This is a genomic window from Streptomyces hyderabadensis (assembly GCF_020404845.1).
GTDB lineage: Bacteria > Actinomycetota > Actinomycetes > Streptomycetales > Streptomycetaceae > Streptomyces > Streptomyces hyderabadensis.
Genome location: NZ_JAIOJZ010000021.1, coordinates 23979 through 42700 on the forward strand (window position 1 = coordinate 23979; position 18722 = coordinate 42700).

General features: G+C 73.5%; 15 protein-coding genes. 3 read left to right on the top strand and 12 right to left on the bottom strand.

What is annotated here, in order from left to right:
- Positions 1–95: 95 nt before the first annotated feature.
- The 8 genes from K7854_RS18025 to rimP form a co-directional block, all read right to left on the bottom strand.
- Complete coding sequence (locus tag K7854_RS18025; RefSeq protein WP_226027551.1) at positions 96–4025, bottom strand: trypsin-like peptidase domain-containing protein; 3930 nt, start codon at positions 4023–4025, stop codon at positions 96–98.
- Positions 4026–4280: 255 nt separating this feature from the next.
- Positions 4281–5186, bottom strand: coding sequence for a tRNA pseudouridine(55) synthase TruB (gene truB / locus K7854_RS18030; RefSeq protein WP_226027552.1), 906 nt, complete (start codon positions 5184–5186; stop codon positions 4281–4283).
- Positions 5183–5647 carry a 30S ribosome-binding factor RbfA gene (gene rbfA, locus K7854_RS18035; RefSeq protein ID WP_226027553.1) on the bottom strand — a complete coding sequence of 155 codons (465 nt, stop codon included), beginning with the start codon at positions 5645–5647 and terminating at the stop codon, positions 5183–5185. Before rbfA ends, truB begins: the two co-directional genes overlap by 4 nt.
- A gap of 90 nt (positions 5648–5737) precedes the next feature.
- Positions 5738–6031, bottom strand: a complete 294-nt coding sequence (locus K7854_RS18040) for a DUF503 domain-containing protein (protein ID WP_061442259.1) — start codon at positions 6029–6031, stop codon at positions 5738–5740.
- Positions 6032–6183: 152 nt separating this feature from the next.
- Complete coding sequence (gene infB, locus K7854_RS18045; RefSeq protein ID WP_226027554.1) at positions 6184–9231, bottom strand: translation initiation factor IF-2; 3048 nt, start codon at positions 9229–9231, stop codon at positions 6184–6186.
- A 161-nt stretch (positions 9232–9392) separates the two neighbouring features.
- Positions 9393–9698 carry a YlxR family protein gene (locus tag K7854_RS18050; protein ID WP_226027555.1) on the bottom strand — a complete coding sequence of 102 codons (306 nt, stop codon included), beginning with the start codon at positions 9696–9698 and terminating at the stop codon, positions 9393–9395.
- A gap of 102 nt (positions 9699–9800) precedes the next feature.
- Positions 9801–10871, bottom strand: coding sequence for a transcription termination factor NusA (gene nusA, locus K7854_RS18055; protein ID WP_226027556.1), 1071 nt, complete (start codon positions 10869–10871; stop codon positions 9801–9803).
- A gap of 2 nt (positions 10872–10873) precedes the next feature.
- On the bottom strand, positions 10874–11431 hold the full coding sequence (gene rimP / locus K7854_RS18060; RefSeq protein ID WP_226027557.1) for a ribosome maturation factor RimP: 558 nt from the start codon (positions 11429–11431) through the stop codon (positions 10874–10876).
- Positions 11432–11734: 303 nt separating this feature from the next.
- On the opposite strand from rimP, the gene K7854_RS18065 reads away from it, so the two are divergent.
- Genes K7854_RS18065 through K7854_RS18075 form a run of 3 tightly spaced genes read left to right on the top strand, consistent with a single transcriptional unit; the run spans position 11735 to position 13756 of the window.
- Positions 11735–12298: a hypothetical protein gene (locus K7854_RS18065; RefSeq protein ID WP_226027558.1), complete on the top strand. Its 564-nt coding sequence runs from the start codon at positions 11735–11737 to the stop codon at positions 12296–12298.
- 3 nt (positions 12299–12301) lie between these two features.
- Complete coding sequence (locus tag K7854_RS18070) at positions 12302–12799, top strand: ferritin-like domain-containing protein (RefSeq protein ID WP_226027559.1); 498 nt, start codon at positions 12302–12304, stop codon at positions 12797–12799.
- A gap of 39 nt (positions 12800–12838) precedes the next feature.
- The gene (locus K7854_RS18075) at positions 12839–13756 is read left to right on the top strand and encodes an aminoglycoside phosphotransferase family protein (RefSeq protein ID WP_226027560.1); all 918 of its coding nucleotides are present in this window, start codon (positions 12839–12841) and stop codon (positions 13754–13756) included.
- A 451-nt stretch (positions 13757–14207) separates the two neighbouring features.
- Here K7854_RS18075 and K7854_RS18080 read toward each other — a convergent pair whose 3' ends face one another.
- From K7854_RS18080 to ispG, 4 genes are all read right to left on the bottom strand, one after another.
- Positions 14208–15911 carry a proline--tRNA ligase gene (locus tag K7854_RS18080; protein WP_226027561.1) on the bottom strand — a complete coding sequence of 568 codons (1704 nt, stop codon included), beginning with the start codon at positions 15909–15911 and terminating at the stop codon, positions 14208–14210.
- Between the two features lie 73 nt (positions 15912–15984).
- Entirely contained in the window at positions 15985–16527 is a 543-nt protein-coding gene (locus tag K7854_RS18085) for a GNAT family N-acetyltransferase (protein WP_226027562.1), read from the bottom strand.
- A 50-nt stretch (positions 16528–16577) separates the two neighbouring features.
- Positions 16578–17426 carry a GNAT family N-acetyltransferase gene (locus K7854_RS18090; protein ID WP_226027563.1) on the bottom strand — a complete coding sequence of 283 codons (849 nt, stop codon included), beginning with the start codon at positions 17424–17426 and terminating at the stop codon, positions 16578–16580.
- Positions 17427–17527: 101 nt separating this feature from the next.
- Positions 17528–18685, bottom strand: a complete 1158-nt coding sequence (gene ispG, locus K7854_RS18095) for a flavodoxin-dependent (E)-4-hydroxy-3-methylbut-2-enyl-diphosphate synthase (RefSeq protein ID WP_226027564.1) — start codon at positions 18683–18685, stop codon at positions 17528–17530.
- Between the last annotated feature and the right edge of the window lie 37 nt (positions 18686–18722).

The following is an 18722-nucleotide window of genomic DNA, read 5'->3' on the forward strand; positions in this document are numbered from 1 at the left end:
GTTCCGTGGTGACCCTTACGCAGGTCTAAGGGTGCCATGCCGCCCGGCTCCGGCCCGCATCGGCATCCGCCTCGCCGCTGTGACCGAGGCGGGGGTCAGGCGGGGACGCGGGCGCCCGCCAGGTGCTCGATCGTGCGGCGGGTGCTGGGGCCCACCAGCGCGGCCCAGTCCTGGGGCGCGTCGGTGAACCAGCCGGTCAGCCGGGGCGCGAAGCCCGGGAGGTGGCGGGCCAGGTCGACCAGGCCGCGGTCGAAGCGGGTGGCGCCCTCGGGGGTGCGGACGAGGAGCCGCCCGGTGCGCTGGACGAGGGCGCGCAGCTCCTCACCGTCGCACCGAGCGGCCGCGTGCAGCAACGCGTCCAGGACGGCGGGGTCGTGCTCGTGGGCGAACAGGTGCTCCCGCAGGGCGCGGCGGAGCCGGGCGCCTGCCGTCGCCCCGTCGGCGGCGAGGACTCCGGCGAGCGCGGCCCGCACCGGCTCGGGCCCGTCGTCCAGGAGGCGGGTGACCAGCGGCAGGAGTACGGCGCCGGGTGCGGGGTCCAGGTCGAGGCGCCGGTCGACGTACGCGGCCAGGTGCCCGGCGGTCTCGGGGCGCTCGGCCACCGTCCGTCCGACGAGGGCGGCCACCCGGTCGGTCAGCGCGGGTGTGGTGGCGTCTGCGAGCCTGCGCAGCGCCTCACCGGCGTCCGGGCCGAGCAGGCGGGCCCGGAAGGCTTCGAGAACGGGCTCGGGGTGGGTCGGCAGGGCGGCGGCCACCGCGCTGGGCGGGAGGTACGGGTCGCCGGCGGCGAAGTGGTCCAGGGCCCTGGGGAGGTGCCGGTCGCGGCAGGCGGGGTCCTGGACGAGCAGGGCGAGTGCGCCGCCGCGCAGCGGGCTGTCGGAGGGGCCGGCGAGCAGGACCAGGGCGGCGTGCCGGAGCAGGGTGCGGTCGGCGCCGGGGCGTGCGTGCGGGGCGGTGCGCAGTCCGTGGGTGACCGCCGCGGTCTGCCGCGCGGGACGCTCGTCGCGCGCCCACCGCTCCACCGCGCGGCAGAGTGCCGACGGCTCCTCCTCGGCGAGGACGGCGAGCAGTTCGTCGGCGCGTCGGTGCGCGCTGTCGACGAGTACCTCGGTGAGGCCGTCCAGGCCGCGGTGGCGGTGCGTGTGCAGCAGCGCCTGCGCGGCCGTCGCCACGGTGGCGTGCGGGGTGGCGGGCAGCGGCCGCTCGTCGTCGAACCAGCGGACGAGCAGCGGTTGTACGGCCGCGGGGTCGGCGGCGAGCAGCCCGGCCGCCGTGTCGAGGTGGCGAGGGCCGGGCTGGTGCGGCGGTCCGTCGGCGAGGACGAGGCGGCGCAGCAGGTCCAGGCGGGTGGCCTCCGGCACGCGCAGCGCCGTCCAGAATCCGGGCCCGAGGGCCTGCGGCGCCGGGTGTCCTTCGCCGCCCCGCTCCGCGATCCCGTCGGCGAGCAGCCGCAGCACCTCCGTGTACGGCGTCGCGTCGGGTACCCGGGTGAGCACTTCGGCGAGCAGCCGGGCGGCCCACCAGGAGTGCGGATCGCGGTCCAGGGCGTGCACCAGCTCTTCGAGGGTCAGGGCGAGTTGGGGGACGCCGTGCTGCCGGGCGAGGAGCAGGACCGCCTCGACGACGGAGCCGATGCGGTGGTGCGGCACGGGGAGGGTGTGGGCGGTCTGGGGGGTGTCGCGCCGGTGGACGAGGGCGCGCAGGGCCTCCGCCAGGTCGAGGTGGGTGCCCTGGATCCAGTCGGCCAGCTCCTCGTGCGCGAAGCGGTACCCGCCGCCCGCGGGGGTGAAGAGGCCCTCGGCGAGCACGGCGGGTGCCCAGCCGGTGCCGCCGCCCAGCCGGGCCGGGGCCGGTCCCCACGGGAACAGGGCCCCGAAGGACTCCCGGTCCAGTCCGCCCTGTCCGCGGGCGAGGCTGCGCCGGGCCGCCTCGTGGACCTGCCCGGAGACCTTTGCCGCGAGTCGGCGCACGGCGGCGCCGTGCAGGCCGTTCTCCCCGGCCAGGCGGGTGGCGACGCGCAGGCACATCAGGTCCAGGTAGGCCGCGAAGACCGCGTCCCGGGTGACGGCTGCGGGGGCCGCGGGGCCGGAGAGCGCGGCGAGCACCTCCGAGAACAGGCGGAGGGTGAGGGGGTGACCGGCGTCCGGGCCGGCCAGGGCGCCCTCCGGTACGCCGTGGCGGACGCGGGCCTCGCGGGCCTCCTCGTCGCTCAGGTCGCCCAGGCGGACGCAGGGCGGGAGCCCGGCGTCCCCACCCCCCGGGGTGCCTGCCGGCACCGGCCCGGAGGCGACGGCTGCCGTCGCGTCCAGGGGACCTGCGGTGCCGGTACCGGGCCCCGGTAGCGGTGCCACGCGGCCGGTGCCGCCACGCCACCACGGTGCAGCGCCACCAGACACCGGCCCGGAGCCAACCGCACCCGTCGCCTCCGGGGAACCTGCGACACCGGACCCCGGGTGCGGACCCGCGGGAGCGGCGGTGCGACGCGGCCACGGTGGCGCACCGGACGTCCCGCCGGTCGCCCGGGGAGTCGGCGCTCCCCCTGCTGCCGCCTCCGGGCGCACCGGCCGCAGGTCGGTCCAGGACGAGGACACACCCGCTCCCGGCCCCGGCACGGCGAGCGCCGCCCGGGGCGGCGGGGCCTCCCCGGGGCCCGATCCGTGCAGCAGTTCCCTCGGGAACTCCGCCCCGGCGTGCTCCCAGTACTCCGTGCGGCAGGCCACCACCAGCCGTGTCCCCGTCTCCCGCAGCCAGGTGGCCGTGCCCTCGGTCCACTCGGGGAGGCGGTGCGCCAGGACGGGCGGCATCTCCTCGGGGCCGTCCAGCAGGACCAGGAGGGGCCGTCCGGCGGTGCGGGCCAGGTGGGCGACGCGTTCCGGGGTGACGCCGCCGAGGCCACCGGGGTCGTCGGGTCCGGGACCGTCGGACGCGGCGACGATACGGGCGGCCCGGGCCAGCGTCCGGCGAGCCGCGTCCGCCAGCGACAGGTCGCCGTCGTGCAGATCGGCCCCGCGCAGCCACAGTGTGGGAGCCGCCTCCGGACCCCGGGAACGCCGGGCTTCGAGGGCCGCCAGCTCGGTCGTCCGGCCGCTGCCCGGCGCGCCGACCAGGCCGAGCACCCGGGCGCGACCGGCGGTGAAGGCGGCGAACTCGCGGGCCACCCCGGCCCGTTCGACCGGTACCGGCGCACCGGAACCGCCGCCCGGCGCGGCTGCGGGGACCCCGTCCGTGACCGTCGTCGCCGTGAGGGCGAGCACACCGGCCAGGTTGAGGTCGGCACCGTACGCGGGGACCGTCGCCGCGTTCTCGGCGAGGAGTTCGGCGAGTGGGCCCGTGGTCGCGCGGCGCAGCGGCACGGCGAAGCCGACGTCGCTGTGTCCGGAGCTGAGGGCGGTGCCGAGGACGCCGAGGACGGCGCCGGTCGCCATGTCGAGCACGGGCCCGCCGGCCGCGCCGCCGCCCAGCCGCAGGGCGTCCCGCCCGCAGGTGCCGACGGCCAGTTCGAGGGCGTCGCCGAGGTGGTGGAAGCGGTCGGTGGCCGTGTAGGTGACGTCGGTGGCGCCCAGGACCCGGGCCTCGCGCCAGCCGCCGGCGGCGATCCGCACGTAGGTCCCGGCGGGGACGCGGTCGCGCGCGGTGAGGGGGAGCGGGTCGACGCCGAGGCCCTCGGTGCGGACGAGGGCCAGTCCGAGCGCGGGCAGCGGGGTCACGTCGGCGGCGGCCACGACGCGGCGGCGGTCCCCGGCGGTGCTCAGCACCAGCCGGGGCAGGCCGTCGACCGCTTCGTGGCTGGTGAGCACCGTGCCGTGGTGGTCGGCGACGAATCCCGTGCCGCGCGGGCGGCCGGCGAGGTCGTGGAAGCGGATCAGGGCGGCGTCGTACGCCCACCCGTCCGGAGCGGACGCGTGCCCCGCCGGATCGGCCTCCCCGAAGGCCGGGGATCCGCCCGGGACTTCCCGGGAGCCGTTGCCGGGCCGCTCCCCCGCCCTGCCGCCCGTCGCCTCCCGGGACCGGTTCCGCGACGCCATCGTCGAACCTCCCCGCCGTACACCCGTGCCGTGTGTTCGACGGTAGGCGCGAGATGATCAGCGGGACAGATCCCCTGGCGAACGCGCCCCCTTCCACTCCCCCGGTTCACTCCGAGCGCCTGCCCGGACGGGTGAACAGACGGGGTGGGTTGGATACACCCTAGGGGGTGGGGGAACCGAGGGGGGACCGTGGAGCGGCGACAGTGGCAGTCCCCGTGATCGCCGCTCCACGGGCGGGCCCGGCGCGGTGTCGGCTCAGCCGAAGACGGCCAGGCTCTTCGCCTTGCCCTTGTGTTCCTCCACCAGGGCCAGGAGGCGGCCGCCGGGATCGAAGACGGCGACGGCACCGGCACCCGTGTACTCCTCGGGCATCTCAAGCCGTACGCCGTTGGTGAGCAGCCGGGCCCGCTTGGCGTCCACGTCCCAGCGCGGGAAGGCGGCAGCGGCCGCGTCCGCGACGGGCATCACGGTCAGCTCCTGCTGGAGCTGATCCAGGGTCCGGGCGCCGTCCAGCTTGTACGGCCCGACGCGGGTGCGCCGCAGCGCCGTGAGGAGTCCGCCGACGCCGAGACCGGCGCCCAGGTCACGGGCCAGCGCCCGGATGTAGGTCCCGGAGGAGCAGGTCACCGAGACCACCAGGTCGAGCACCGGGGTGCCGTCGTCGGCGACGGCGTCCCGGACGTCGTACACCGTGAAGGAGGAGACGGTGACGGGGCGGGCGGGGATCTCGAAGTCCTCGCCCTCGCGCGCCCGCTTGTAGGAGCGCACGCCCTTGATCTTGATGGCGCTGACCTTGGACGGCACCTGCATGATGTCGCCGCTCAGCTCGGCGATGCCGGCGTCGATCGCCTCCCGGGTGACCTTCGAGGCGTCCTGCGACCCCGTGATCTCGCCCTCGGCGTCGTCGGTGAGCGTCGTCTGCCCGAGCCTGATGGTGCCCAGGTACTCCTTCTCGGTGAGGGCGAGGTGGCCGAGGAGCTTGGTGGCCCGCTCCACACCGAGGACCAGGACGCCCGTCGCCATCGGGTCGAGCGTGCCGGCGTGCCCGACGCGCCGGGTGCGGGCGATGCCCCGCATCTTGGCGACGACGTCGTGCGAAGTGAAGCCCGACGGCTTGTCGACGATGACAAGGCCGTCGGGCGTGGTGTGCTTCTCGGTCATTTAGCGGTGTCGTCCGTCTCGTCGGCCTCGGTCTCGTCCTCGCCCGGCCTGCGGTACGGGTCCGCCTCGCCCGCGTACGTGGCGCCCGCGGACGCCTCGCGCACCTTCTCGTCGGACTGCCGCGCCTTGTCGAGGAGGTCCTCGATGGTGCGGGCGGTGTCCGGCAGGGCGTCCATGACGAAGGTCAGGGTCGGCGTGAACTTCACGCCGGCCGCCTTGCCGACCTCGGAGCGCAGGATGCCCTTGGCGCTCTCCAGGCCCGCCGCGGCGGCCTTGCGCTCCTCGTCGTCGCCGTAGACCGTGTAGAAGACGGTCGCCTCCCGCAGGTCACCCGTGACCCGGGTGTCCGTGATGGTGACGTGCGAGCCGAGCCGCGGGTCCTTGATCCCGCGCTGCAGCTTCTGGGCCACCACCTCTCGGATGAGGTCCGCCAGCCTTTTCGCCCGCGCGTTGTCGGCCACTGGTCCGTCTCCCGTTCTTTCTTCTCTTGCCTGATCCGGCTTCCGGCCTTTTCGTGCCCGATCCGGTCTTGTGCCGGTTGCCCGGTCTGGTCAGTCGTCGTCGCCGTGGAAGCGCCGCCTCACCGACAGCAGTTCCACCTCGGGCCGGCCGGCCACCAGCCGCTCGCACCGGTCGAGCACGTCGCTGAGGTGGCCCGCGTCGCCGGACACCATGGCCAGGCCGACGACCGCCCGGCGGTGCAGGTTCATGTGCTCCACCTCCGCCGCGCTCACCGCGTACTTCCGCTGGAGTTCGGCGACGATCGGGCGGACGACGGAGCGCTTCTCCTTCAGCGAATGTACGTCGCCGAGGAGGAGGTCGAAGGACAGCGTCCCCACATACATGTGCAGCCGGTTCACCCGCCGGTCCGGGATCGATGGCCCCGCCGTCCACGGGCGGGATCATCAGAACCGTACAACGAACGGCCGGGGCCGATCGACGGATATTGTGCTCCGCCGACCGGCCCCGGACCGGTCACTCCCGGAAGTCGCGGTGCTTACACCCGCGGCTTCTCGCGCATCTCGTACGTCGCGATGACGTCGTCGACCTTGATGTCGTTGAAGTTTCCGAGGTTGATACCGCCCTCGAAGCCTTCGCGGATCTCGGTGACGTCGTCCTTGAAGCGACGCAGACCCTCGATGTTGAGGTTCTCCGCGATGACCTTGCCATCGCGCAGGAGGCGCGCCTTGGTGTTGCGCTTGACCTCGCCGGAGCGGATGAGCACACCCGCGATGTTGCCCAGCTTGGAGGAGCGGAAGACCTCGCGGATCTCCGCCGTGCCCAGCTCGACCTCTTCGTACTCCGGCTTGAGCATGCCCTTGAGGGCCGCCTCGATCTCCTCGATCGCCTGGTAGATGACCGAGTAGTACCGGACGTCCACACCCTCGCGCTCGGCCATCTGCGCGGCACGCCCGGCGGCGCGCACGTTGAAGCCGATCACGATGGCGTCGGAGCCCATCGCCAGGTCGATGTCGGACTCCGTGACCGCACCGACGCCGCGGTGCAGGACGCGGATGTCGACCTCTTCGCCGACGTCCAGCTGGAGCAGGGAGGATTCCAGCGCCTCGACCGATCCGGACGCGTCGCCCTTGATGATCAGGTTGAGCTGCTGGACCTCGCCGGCCTTCAGCACCTTGTCCAGGTCCTCCAGCGACACGCGGCGCGTGCGCTTGGCGAACGCGGCGTTGCGCTCGCGGGCGGCGCGCTTCTCCGCGATCTGGCGGGCCGTACGGTCCTCCTCGACCACGATGAAGTTGTCACCGGCGCCCGGGACGTTGGTCAGACCCAGCACCTGGACCGGCGTGGACGGACCCGCCTCGGCGACGTTGTTGCCGTTGTCGTCGAGCATGGCGCGGACGCGGCCGTAGGCGTCGCCCACCACCATCGTGTCGCCGACCCGCAGGGTGCCTCGCTGCACGAGGACCGTCGCCACGGCACCGCGGCCGCGGTCCAGACGGGACTCGATGGAGATGCCCTGCGCGTCCTGGTTCGGGTTGGCCCGCAGGTCGAGCGAGGCGTCCGCGGTGAGGACCACGGCCTCCAGCAGGGAGTCGATGTGCAGACCCTGCTTGGCGGAGATGTCGACGAACATGGTGTCGCCGCCGTACTCCTCGGCCACCAGGCCGTACTCGGTCAGCTGACCGCGCACCTTGGTCGGGTCGGCACCCTCGACGTCGATCTTGTTGACCGCGACGACGATCGGGACCTCGGCCGCCTTGGCGTGGTTGAGCGCCTCGACCGTCTGCGGCATGACGCCGTCGTTGGCCGCGACGACCAGGATCGCGATGTCGGTCGACCGGGCACCGCGGGCACGCATGGCGGTGAACGCCTCGTGACCCGGGGTGTCGATGAAGGTGATCTTGCGCTCTTCGTCGTTGACCTCGGTCGCGACCTGGTAGGCACCGATGTGCTGGGTGATGCCGCCGGCCTCGCCCGCGATGACGTTCGTCTTGCGGATGGCGTCGAGGAGTCGGGTCTTACCGTGGTCGACGTGACCCATGACGGTCACCACCGGCGGACGGACGACCAGGTCCTCCTCGGAGCCCTCGTCCTCGCCGAACTCCAGGTCGAAGGACTCGAGCAGCTCGCGGTCCTCCTCCTCCGGGCTGACGATCTGAACCGTGTAGTTCATCTCGTCGGCCAGGAGCTGGAGCGTCTCGTCGGAGACGGACTGGGTCGCGGTGACCATCTCGCCGAGGTTCATCATGACCGCGACGAGCGACGCCGGGTTGGCGTTGATCTTCTCCGCGAAGTCGGTGAGCGACGCGCCGCGGGAGAGACGGATGGTCTCGCCGTTGCCGCGCGGCAGCATCACGCCGCCGACGCTCGGGGCCTGCATGGCCTCGTACTCCTGGCGCCGCTGCCGCTTCGACTTGCGACCGCGACGGGCGGGCCCACCGGGACGACCGAAGGCGCCCTGCGTGCCACCACGGCCACCCGGACCGCCGGGACGACCGCCGAAGCCGGGACGGCCACCGCCGCCGCCGAAGCCGCCGCCACCGCCGGGACGACCGGCGAAACCGCCGCCGCCACCGGGACGGCCGCCGCCACCGCCGGGACGGCCGGCGAAGCCGCCGCCGCCACCGGGACGACCGCCGCCGGGACGACCGGCACCGCCGGGACCGCGACCGCCGCCACCGGGGCCGGGACGCGGGCCGGCCGCGGGACGCTGCGGCATCATGCCGGGGTTCGGACGCGGGCCGCCGCCGGGACGGGGACCGGCGCCGCCGCCCTGTGGACGGGGCATCGAGCCCGGGCTCGGACGGTTGCCGCCCGGAGCCTGGGGACGGGGACCGCCGCCCTGGCCGCCGGGGCCCTGCGGACGGGGACCGGCGCCGGGGGCACCGGGGCCGCCCGGACGCGGCCCGCCCTGCGGACGGGGCGCCGCCGGGCGCGCCATGCCGGCGTTGCCGCCGGAGGTGAAGGGGTTGTTGCCCGGGCGCGGACCGCCGGGACGACCGCCCGGACGCTGCGCCGGGGCACCGGGCCGCTGGCCACCGGGACGGCCCTGGCCGCCCTGCTGACCGCGGTCCTGACCCGGACCGGACGGACGGGCGCCGCCGGGCTTGGGGGCGCCGGGGCGCGCGCCGGGCTTCGGGCCGGACGGGGCCGGTGCCGAGGCGGCCGGGGAGGCCGGCGGAGCGGTGAACTCCGGGGCGGCCGGGGCCGGACGCGGCGCGGGCTTGGGGCCCGGCGTCGGACGCGGGCCCTGGGACGGCGCCGGCGCGGGGGCCGACGGAGCCGCGGGCTGCTGGGCAGCGGCGGGCTTGGGTGCGGCCGGCCGCGGGGCAGCCGGACGAGCCGCCTGCGCCGGGGAGGGCGCCGACGGCCTGGGGGCAGCCTTCTTCGGGGCCGCGGGGCGACCGGCGGACCGGCCGTTGCCGCCGCCCTGCTGGAAGGCGTCTGTCAGCTTGCGTACTACGGGCGCTTCGATCGTCGAAGACGCCGAACGGACGAATTCACCGAGTTCCTGGAGCTTGGCCATGACGACCTTGCTCTCGACACCGAACTCCTTGGCGAGTTCGTAGACCCGGACCTTAGCCACTTCGCTCCTCTGAGGTCCGGGTTGCGTCCGGACCGTCGCTAGTTCATGGGCGTACTCATCGCGTACTCATCGAGTGCTCATCGCAATCTCGACCTGCTTTCGACTCGCGAGGTACCAAGCCGCGCGGGGTTCCGCGCGGCATGTCTTCCTTACCACGTTGCTCACATGCTGCTTTCAGCAACCTTGCTGCAACCTTCTGCCTGCTCGACGTAGTGGCGCAACGCCTTTACGTCGAGCGGACCCGGGACGCGGAGCGCCCGCGGAAACGCCTTGCGGCGCACCGCCTGGTCGACACAGACCGGTACGGGGTGGATGTACGCACCCCGGCCGGGCAGCGTACCGCGTGGATCAGGGGTGCATTTACCCTCGACCGCCACGGTGCGCAGCAGCTCGCTCTTGACCGCTCGCTCCCGGCACCCCACGCAGGTGCGCTCGGGGCATGCTCGGGTACGTGTCCGGCCAGACACTCCTAAGTCTACCTCCCCGGACCGACCTCACCCCTTCGGGGCAAGAATCGAACACGTGCCGCACGCAAAGCTGTCGTGATCTCAGCGCCGTGCGGCTTGGATCTATTCCCCGCGGCCGCCGGAGGACCCGTCGGACGACCGACCGGACGGCCCGTCGGACAACCGCTCCGCGGGCTGCTCCGCCGCCTGGTTCTCCGGCTGCTCGGTGTCCGGGCGGATGTCGATCCGCCAGCCGGTCAGCCGGGCCGCGAGCCGGGCGTTCTGGCCTTCCTTGCCGATCGCCAGCGACAGCTGGTAGTCGGGCACGATCACGCGCGCGGAGCGGGCCGCCAGGTCCACGACCTCCACCTTGGAGACGCGGGCCGGGGAGAGCGCGTTCGCCACCATCTCGGCCGGGTCGTCCGACCAGTCGACGATGTCGATCTTCTCGCCGTTCAGCTCGCCCATGACGTTGCGCACCCGGCCGCCCATGGGGCCGATGCAGGCGCCCTTGGCGTTCAGGCCCGAGCGGGTGGAGCGCACGGCGATCTTGGTGCGGTGGCCGGCCTCGCGGGCGATCGCGGAGATCTCGACGGACCCGTCGGCGATCTCCGGGACCTCCAGGGCGAACAGCTTCTTCACCAGGTTGGGGTGCGTGCGGGAGAGCGTCACGGAGGGGCCCCGTACGCCCTTGGCCACCCGGACGACGTACGAGCGCAGGCGCGTGCCGTGCGGGTAGGTCTCGCCGGGCACCTGCTCCTGCACCGGCAGGATGGCCTCCAGCTTGCCGATGTCGACCAGCACGTTCTTCGGGTCGCGGCCCTGCTGGACCACGCCGGTGACGATGTCGCCCTCACGGCCGGCGTACTCACCGAGCGTCGCGTCGTCCTCGGCGTCGCGCAGCCGCTGCAGGATGACCTGCTTGGCGGTGGTGGCGGCGATGCGGCCGAAGTCGGACGGGGTGTCGTCGAACTCGCGGGCCGCCTGGCCCTCCTCGAGGTCGTCCGGGTCCTCCTTCGCCCACACGGTCACATGGCCGGTGTTCCGGTCGAGCTCCACGCGCGCGTGCCGGCGGCTTCCCTCGGTGCGGTGGTAGGCGATGAGGAGGGCCGACTCGATCGCCTCGACCAGCAGGTCGAAGGAGATCTCCTTCTCCCGTACCAAGCCCCGCAGGGCGCTCATGTCGATGTCCACGGCTACGCCTCCTCCTCTTCCGTCTTGTTGTTGTTCTTGTTGTTGTTCTTGTGGTCGTTCTCGTTGTTGTGCTTGTCGTCGTTCTTGCGGTTGAACTCGACCTGGACGCGTGCCTTGTCGATGTCGCCGAACGGCAGTCTGCGGGTGGTGGGCCTGCGGCCCTTCACCCCGGGCACTTCGAGGTCGAGTCCGTCCTCGTCCACGGCGAGGATGCGGGCGACCAGTTCGCCGCCGCCCTCGCGCAGCTGGAAGCGGACCAGGCGGTCCGTGGCGCGCACGTAGTGGCGGTACTGGGTGAGGGAGCGCTCCGCGCCGGGGGTGCCGACTTCGAGGGTGTACTCCCCTTCGCCCATCGCGTCGGTCTCGTCGAGCTTCGCCGAGAGCGCGCGGCTCACATCGGCGATCCGGTCCAGGTCCGCTCCGGTGTCGGAGTCGACGACCACGCTCAGCACACGGCGTCGGCCGACCGAGTCCACCGCGATCTCTTCGAGGTCCAGTCCCTGGGAGGCGACGAGCGGCTCAAGCAGCTCTCGCAGCCTCTCGCTCTGGGTGGTGCTCATCCGGGTGACTCCTCGGCCGCGTGTGCTGTTGTGGGACGGTGCGCGTGTCTGGTCAAAGGGTATCCGGTCGCGGGGGGTGTTGCCGTCCACCCGGGGCGGGCGGTGCGGATGAGCGCATCGACGAGTGGTGCCGATGCGCGGTGCCGATGAGTGGTGGGCGGGCGGGGCGCGGGTACCGTGATCACGGGTGGGCGGGATCGTGAGGTTGTTCCCGTCGTGTGGTCGTCGTTGCTTGTTTTTGCTCGTTTTCATCGTTTCCGTCTTTTCCGTCGTTTCCGTACGAGTCTGTGTAGGACGTCTGCCGTGTCGTATTTCCCCTCGTCGCGCCCGTCCTCGGGGCCGCGCAGAAGGAGCCTGCTCGCGTCGGCCGCCGGGGCCGCCCTGCTCGTCGGCTGTACCGGAGGGTCGGGCTCCGGCGAGTCGGGGAGCGGTCCGTCGGACGCCGAGCGGGCACGCGCGCGTGCGGCCCGCGACAGTGAGGACCTGGCCGCGCGGTATGCGGCGGTGATCGCGGCCCATCCGGTGCTGGCGGAGCGGCTGCGGCCGCTGCGGGAGGAGGTCGTGCGGCACGCGGAGGCGTTCGGGGCAGTGCGGGGGGCTTCGCCGACGGCGACTTCGGGGGCGACTGCGTCGCCTTCGGTCTCCGCCCGGGCTGCTGGGCCCGGGGGTGACTTCGGGGATGCCGGGGATGCCGGGGTCGTGCCTGCGGATGAGAAGGGCGCCCTGGCGCTGCTCGCCGGGGCCGAGCGGAAGCTGGCCGACCGGCGGGCCGGGGCGCTGCTCGACGTACCGGGTGAGTTGGCGCGGCTGCTCGCCTCGGTGGCGGCGGCCGGGGCCGCGCACGTGTTCCTGCTGACGGAGGGCTGACGGGTGGGCAAGGCGGAGGACGGGCGGCTGGACGCGCTCCAGGCGGCGCTGGCGGCCGAGCACGCGGCGGTGTACGGCTACGGGGTCGTCGGCGGGCGGATCGCCGAGGAGCGGCGTGCCGAGGCGCGGACGGCGTACGACGCCCACCGGGCGCGGCGGGACGCGCTGGCGCGCGAGGTACGGGACCTGGACGGCGAACCGGTGGCCGCGGCGGCGGCGTACGCGCTGCCCTTCTCGGTGCCGGACTCGGCGGCGGCGGTGCGGCTGGCGGCCGAGCTGGAGGACCGGGTGGCCGGGGTGTACTCCGATCTGGTGCGGGCGGCCGAGGGCGACGGGCGGGCCTCGGCGGCGGCGGCGCTGCGCGAGGCCGCGGTCCGCGCGGTGCGCTGGCGGGGCGGGAGCGTAGCCTTCCCTGGGCTCGTCGAGCGGGCGGCCGACACGGCGACGGCAACTGCGACTGCGACTGCGACTGCGACTGCGACTGCATCACCGACTGCGTAACGCGTACGGCATTCCGTACGGGAAGGGAACGGCTCGCGCATGGCTTTCGAACCGCCGCGGCGTTTGGTCAGGGCGCTCGGCGAGACGGCACCGGACGGTGACGACTGGTTGGCGAAGCTGCCCGAAGTGGCGGAGCGGGCCGTGACGCGGCGGGAGTTGACGGTCGAGCGGGTGCAGGTGCCCGGGGGGCGCAGCAGCCTGGTCGTTCTGGTGCGGACGGCCGACGGGTCGCCCGCGGTGCTGAAGCTCGCGCCGCGGCGGGCGCGTCCGGAGAGCGAGCGGGCCGCGCTGGTGCACTGGGGCGGGCGGGGTGCGGTGCAGGTACGCGAGGGCACGGCCGAGGCGGGAGCCGGGGCCGAGGCGGGCGTGCTGGTGTTGGAGCGGCTGCATCCGGATGTGTCGGTGCGGTCGCTGCCGGAGGCCAAGGCGTTGCTGGAGGCCGCGGGGACGTTGCGGCGGCTGTGGGTGGCACCGCCGGCCTCTCATCCGTTCGAGACGGTGGCCGAGCGGACGGAGCGGCAGGCCGAGGCGATGCGGGCGGGGGCCGCGGCGGACGCGGAGGTGGCGCCGCTGGTCGACGCGGCGCTCGGGGCGCGGGCGGAGTTGTTGGCGGAGCCGCCGGAGGAGCGGTTGCTGCACGGGACGTTCCGGCAGAGCAAGGTGCTCGCGGGGGATCGGATGCCGTGGCTCGCGGTGGGGCCGGATCCGGTGGTCGGGGAGAGCGCGTTCGATCTGGCGCGGCTGGTGCGGGACCGGGTGGAGGATCTGATCGCCCAGCCGTCGGGGGCGTCGACGACGCGGCGGCGGATCAAACGGCTCGCGGAGTCGCTGGAGGTCGATCAGGAGCGGCTGCGGGGGTGGACGCTGTTCCGGGCGGTGGAGTCGGGGGTGCGGGCCCGGCGGGTGGGGCGGGAGCAGGACGCGGAGCTGTTGTTGGAGTTCGCGGGCTGGTTGTGACGGGGTGGGGTGCCTGCGGCGCCTGTGCGGGTTCGGTGGGGGTGCGCGTAGCGCCTTGGGTTCGGTGGGTGGGTCGGGGCCGCGCCGGGGGGTGTTCGTCCTCGGAACGGCGCGGAATCGGTGTCTTTAAGAGGCTCGGGGCGTTGACGCGCCAACCGCTGCGGGCGAACACCCCCCGACACGTCCCCTTCCCGCCGTACGCGACTTTCCCGCCGCGTCGCCCTAGCCCCGCTGCGGGCCGTCGCCAGCCGCGCGCCGCTGCGGGCAGTCGCATGCCGCGTAGCTGCGGGCAGTCGTGCCGCTGGGGCGGCACGGGTGGGCGCAGCGGCACCCCGTAACGCCGGGCCGCGCGACCCACCCCCGCGCCCACCCGAACGCCGGGACGCGTAGCCGACCCGGCGCCCGCACCCGCCCCGGGGGGCAGGGGAACGCCGGGAGCGGCTGCGTGGCGTCAGGCGGTCAGGCGGGTGAGGGCCTCCTCGACCGTCACTTCCTCGCGCTCCCCCGTGCGGCGGTCCTTCAGTTCGACCACGCCCTCGGCGGAGCGGCGGCCGGCCACCAGGATCTGCGGGACGCCGATGAGTTCGGCGTCGGTGAACTTCACGCCGGGAGAGACTCCCGCGCGGTCGTCCACCAGGACGCGGACGCCGGCCGCGGCCAGCTTGTCGGAGACCTCCAGGGCCAGCTCGGTCTGGAGGGCCTTGCCCGCGGCGACGACGTGGACGTCGGCCGGGGCGACCTCCTTGGACCAGACGAGGCCCTTGTCGTCGGCGTGCTGCTCGGCGAGGGCGGCCACCGCGCGGGAGACACCGATGCCGTAGGAGCCCATGGTGACGCGGGCCGGCTTGCCGTTCTGGCCGAGGACGTCGAGCTTGAGGGCGTCGGCGTACTTGCGGCCCAGCTGGAAGATGTGGCCGATCTCGATGGCGCGGTCCAGCTTGAGGCCGGTGCCGCAGTTCGGGCAGGGGTCGCCCTCGCGGACCACCACGACGTCGACATACTCGTCGACCTCGAAGTCGCGGCCCGCGACCACGTTCTTGGCGTGGGTGTCGGCCTTGTTGGCGCCGGTGATCCACGCGGTGCCGGGCGCGACGCGGGGGTCGGCGATGTACTTGACCTTCTCGCCCAGGCCCTGCGGGCCGACGTAGCCGCGGACCAGGTCGGAGCGGCCGACGAAGTCCTCGGCGGTGACCAGCTCGACGGCGGCGGGGGCGAAGTGCGCCTCCACCTTGTCCATGTCGACCTCGCGGTCGCCGGGGACGCCCACGGCGACGATCTCGCCGTCCACCTTGACCAGGAGGTTCTTGAGGGTGGCGGAGGCTTCTACGCCGAGGGAGGCGGCCAGGGTCTCGATGGTGGGGGTGTCGGGGGTGGGGATGTCCTCGGCCGCGGGGACGTCGGCCGCCTCCACGGGGCTCAGCTTGTAGGTGATCGCCTCGGTGTTGGCGGCGTAGTCGCAGTTCGGGCAGTCGGCGAAGGTGTCCTCGCCCGCCTCCGCGGGGGCCAGGAACTCCTCGGACTTGGAGCCGCCCATGGCGCCGGCGGTGGCCGCGACGATGCGGTAGTCGAGGCCGAGGCGCTCGAAGATGCGCTGGTAGGCGGCGCGGTGCAGGGCGTAGGACTCGGCGAGGCCCTCGTCGGCGACGTCGAAGGAGTAGGAGTCCTTCATGAGGAACTCGCGGCCGCGCAGGATGCCGGCCCGGGGGCGGGCCTCGTCGCGGTACTTGTTCTGGATCTGGTAGAGGATGACCGGCAGGTCCTTGTAGGACGATGCCTGGTCCTTGACCAGGAGGGTGAAGATCTCCTCGTGGGTGGGGCCGAGGAGGTAGTCGCCGCCCTTGCGGTCCTGGAGGCGGAAGAGTTCGGGGCCGTATTCGTCCCAGCGGCCCGTCGCCTCGTACGGCTCGCGCGGCAGGAGGGCGGGGAGCTGGACCTCCTGGGCGCCGATGGCGTCCATCTCCTCGCGGACGATGCGCTCGATGTTGCCGAGGACCTTCTTGCCGAGGGGCAGCCAGCTCCACAGGCCGGCGGCGGTGCGGCGCACGTAGCCGGCGCGGACCAGCAGCTTGTGGCTGAGGACCTCGGCGTCCGCCGGGTCGTCGCGCAGCGTCTTCGCCATCAACTTCGACATGCGCTGGACCGGTGCGTTGGCCATGGTTCTCGTGTCTCCTGCTGCGTAAGGGTGGTGCTAGGAGGTTAGCCGGGCGGTCCGGTGCGGTGGAAATCGGTTATCGACCGGGCGTGCGCCGGTGCAGCGGGAGCGGGGCGCCCATCACCGCGTACGGCTTGGGGGCGCTGGGGAAGAGGACCCGGCGGGCGAGGTCCTGGTAGCCGAGGGAGCGGTAGAGGGCGCGGGCGGGGCTCTCAGTGTCGATCGCGGAGAGGATCGAGCGGGGCTCGGTGGCGGCGTCGGTGATGGTGGTGATCAGGGAGCGGCCCGCGCCGCGGTTCTGGTGGGCCGGGTGGACGTGCAGCTCCGTGATGACGAAGGAGTCGTCGAGCCAGGCGTCGGTGCCCTGGGCGCGGAGGTAGGGCTCGACGACCGTGGACCACCAGTGGGTGCGGTCGTTGGGCATGCCGTAGACGAAGCCGACGAGACGGCCCCGGACGGTGGCGCCGAGGGCTCTGGCGCCGGGGTGGGTCATGTGGCGCAGGACGATCTGACGGCGGACGGCCACCTCGTCGGGGCCGAGGCCGAAGGCGGCGGCTTGGACGGCCAGGGCCTCGTCCACGTGCGCGGAGAGGTCCAGCGGGCCGATCACGAGGTCCATGCCGGGAGCCTACAGGGGGTGCGGCCGGGGTGCCGGTGGCGCGGTGCGGCTCAGAACAGGACGCTCATGAAGGCGCCCACCTCGTGGAATCCGACCCTGAGGTACGTCCGTCGCGCCGCCGTGTTGAAGTCGTTGACGTACAGGCTCGCCACCGGGGCGGCGTCCGCGAGGGCGTAGCGCAGGACCGCCGCCATGCCCGGTGCCGCCAGGCCCTTGCCGCGGTACTCGGGGGCCACCCATACGCCCTGGATCTGGCAGGCGCGGTCGGTGGCGGCGCCGATCTCGGCCTTGAAGACGACCTTGCCGTCGGCGTCGAAGCGGGCGAAGGAGCGGCCGGAGCCGACGAGTTCGGCGACCCGGGCCTGGTAGAGCAGGCCGCCGTCGCCGGCCAGCGGGGAGATGCCGACCTCCTCGGTGAACATCGCCACGCAGGCCGGCATGATCCGTTCCATCTCGTCCTTGCGGACGCGCCGTACGTAGGGGTCCGGGGCGATGTCGTCGGGGAGGCGGTCGGTGACCATGAGGGGCTGGCGGGTGCGCACCTCGCGGGCGGGGCCCCAGCCCGGTTCGAGGAGTCGCCAGAGCTGGGCGGTGGTGTCGGCGGGGCCGACGATCGAGGAGCAGCGGCGGCCGGCCCGGCGGGCGCGGTCGGCGAAGGCGCGGACGGCGCGCGGGGTGGCGCAGATGGGCACCAGGTTGGCCCCGGCGTAGCACAGGGACGTGAGCATGCCGTGCTCGTACCAGCCCCACATCTCGCCGCCGAGACGCCACGGGTCGAGGCCGGCGATCTGGACGCGTGCGGTCACGAAGGCGTTCGCGACCGGGTCGCGGTCGAGGATGGCGAGCGCGGCGTCCAGGTCGCTCGGTTCGAGCACGCGGGAGGTGGTCTGCGTCAACACGTGCGGGGGCCTCACCCTGAGATCTGCTGGTCCCCGCACTGTACCTGCCGCGAATATGCCGCGCCGCCCCCCGGGGCGACGCGGCAGTGGGGGGAGCCGGATCAGCCCGCCACGGCGACGGAGGGCTCGCCGGAGGCCACGCCGTCCTTCTCCATCTGCTCGGCGATCTTCATGGCCTCCTCGATGAGGGTCTCCACGATCTTGGACTCGGGCACGGTCTTGATGACCTCACCCTTGACGAAGATCTGGCCCTTGCCGTTGCCGGAGGCGACGCCGAGGTCGGCCTCGCGGGCCTCGCCGGGGCCGTTGACGACGCAGCCCATGACGGCGACGCGGAGCGGAACCTCCATGCCCTCCAGGCCGGCGGTGACCTCTTCGGCGAGCTTGTAGACGTCGACCTGGGCGCGGCCGCAGGAGGGGCAGGAGACGATCTCCAGGCCGCGCTGGCGCAGGTTCAGCGACTCCAGGATCTGGATGCCGACCTTGATCTCCTCGACCGGCGGGGCCGAGAGGGAGACGCGGATGGTGTCGCCGATGCCCTGGGAGAGGAGCGCGCCGAAGGCGACGGCCGACTTGATGGTGCCCTGGAACGCCGGGCCCGCCTCGGTGACGCCGAGGTGGAGGGGGTAGTCGCACTGGGCGGCGAGCTGGCGGTAGGCCTCGACCATCACGACCGGGTCGTTGTGCTTGACCGAGATCTTGATGTCGCGGAAGTCGTGCTCCTCGAAGAGCGAGGCTTCCCACAGGGCGGACTCGGCCAGGGCCTCGGGGGTCGCCTTGCCGTACTTCTGGAGCAGGCGGCGGTCCAGGGAGCCCGCGTTCACGCCGATGCGGATGGGCGTGCCGTGGTCCTTCGCCGCCTTGGCGATCTCCTTGACCTTGTCGTCGAACTGCTTGATGTTGCCCGGGTTGACCCGGACCGCCGCGCAGCCGGCCTCGATCGCGGCGAAGACGTACTTGGGCTGGAAGTGGATGTCCGCGATCACCGGGATCTGGGACTTCTTCGCGATCACCGGCAGCGCGTCGGCGTCGTCCTGGGTGGGGCAGGCCACCCGGACGATCTGGCAGCCCGACGCCGTCAGCTCGGCGATCTGCTGGAGGGTGGCGCCGATGTCGGAGGTGCGGGTGGTGGTCATGGACTGCACCGACACGGGGGCGTCGCCGCCCACCGCCACGGGTCCGACCTGGATCTGCCGGCTCTTGCGGCGCTCCGCGAGCCTGGTCGGAACGTCCGGCATGCCGAGAGAAATCGCAGTCATCTGCTGTGCAACCCCAAGTCGTGGATCAAGGTCCGGC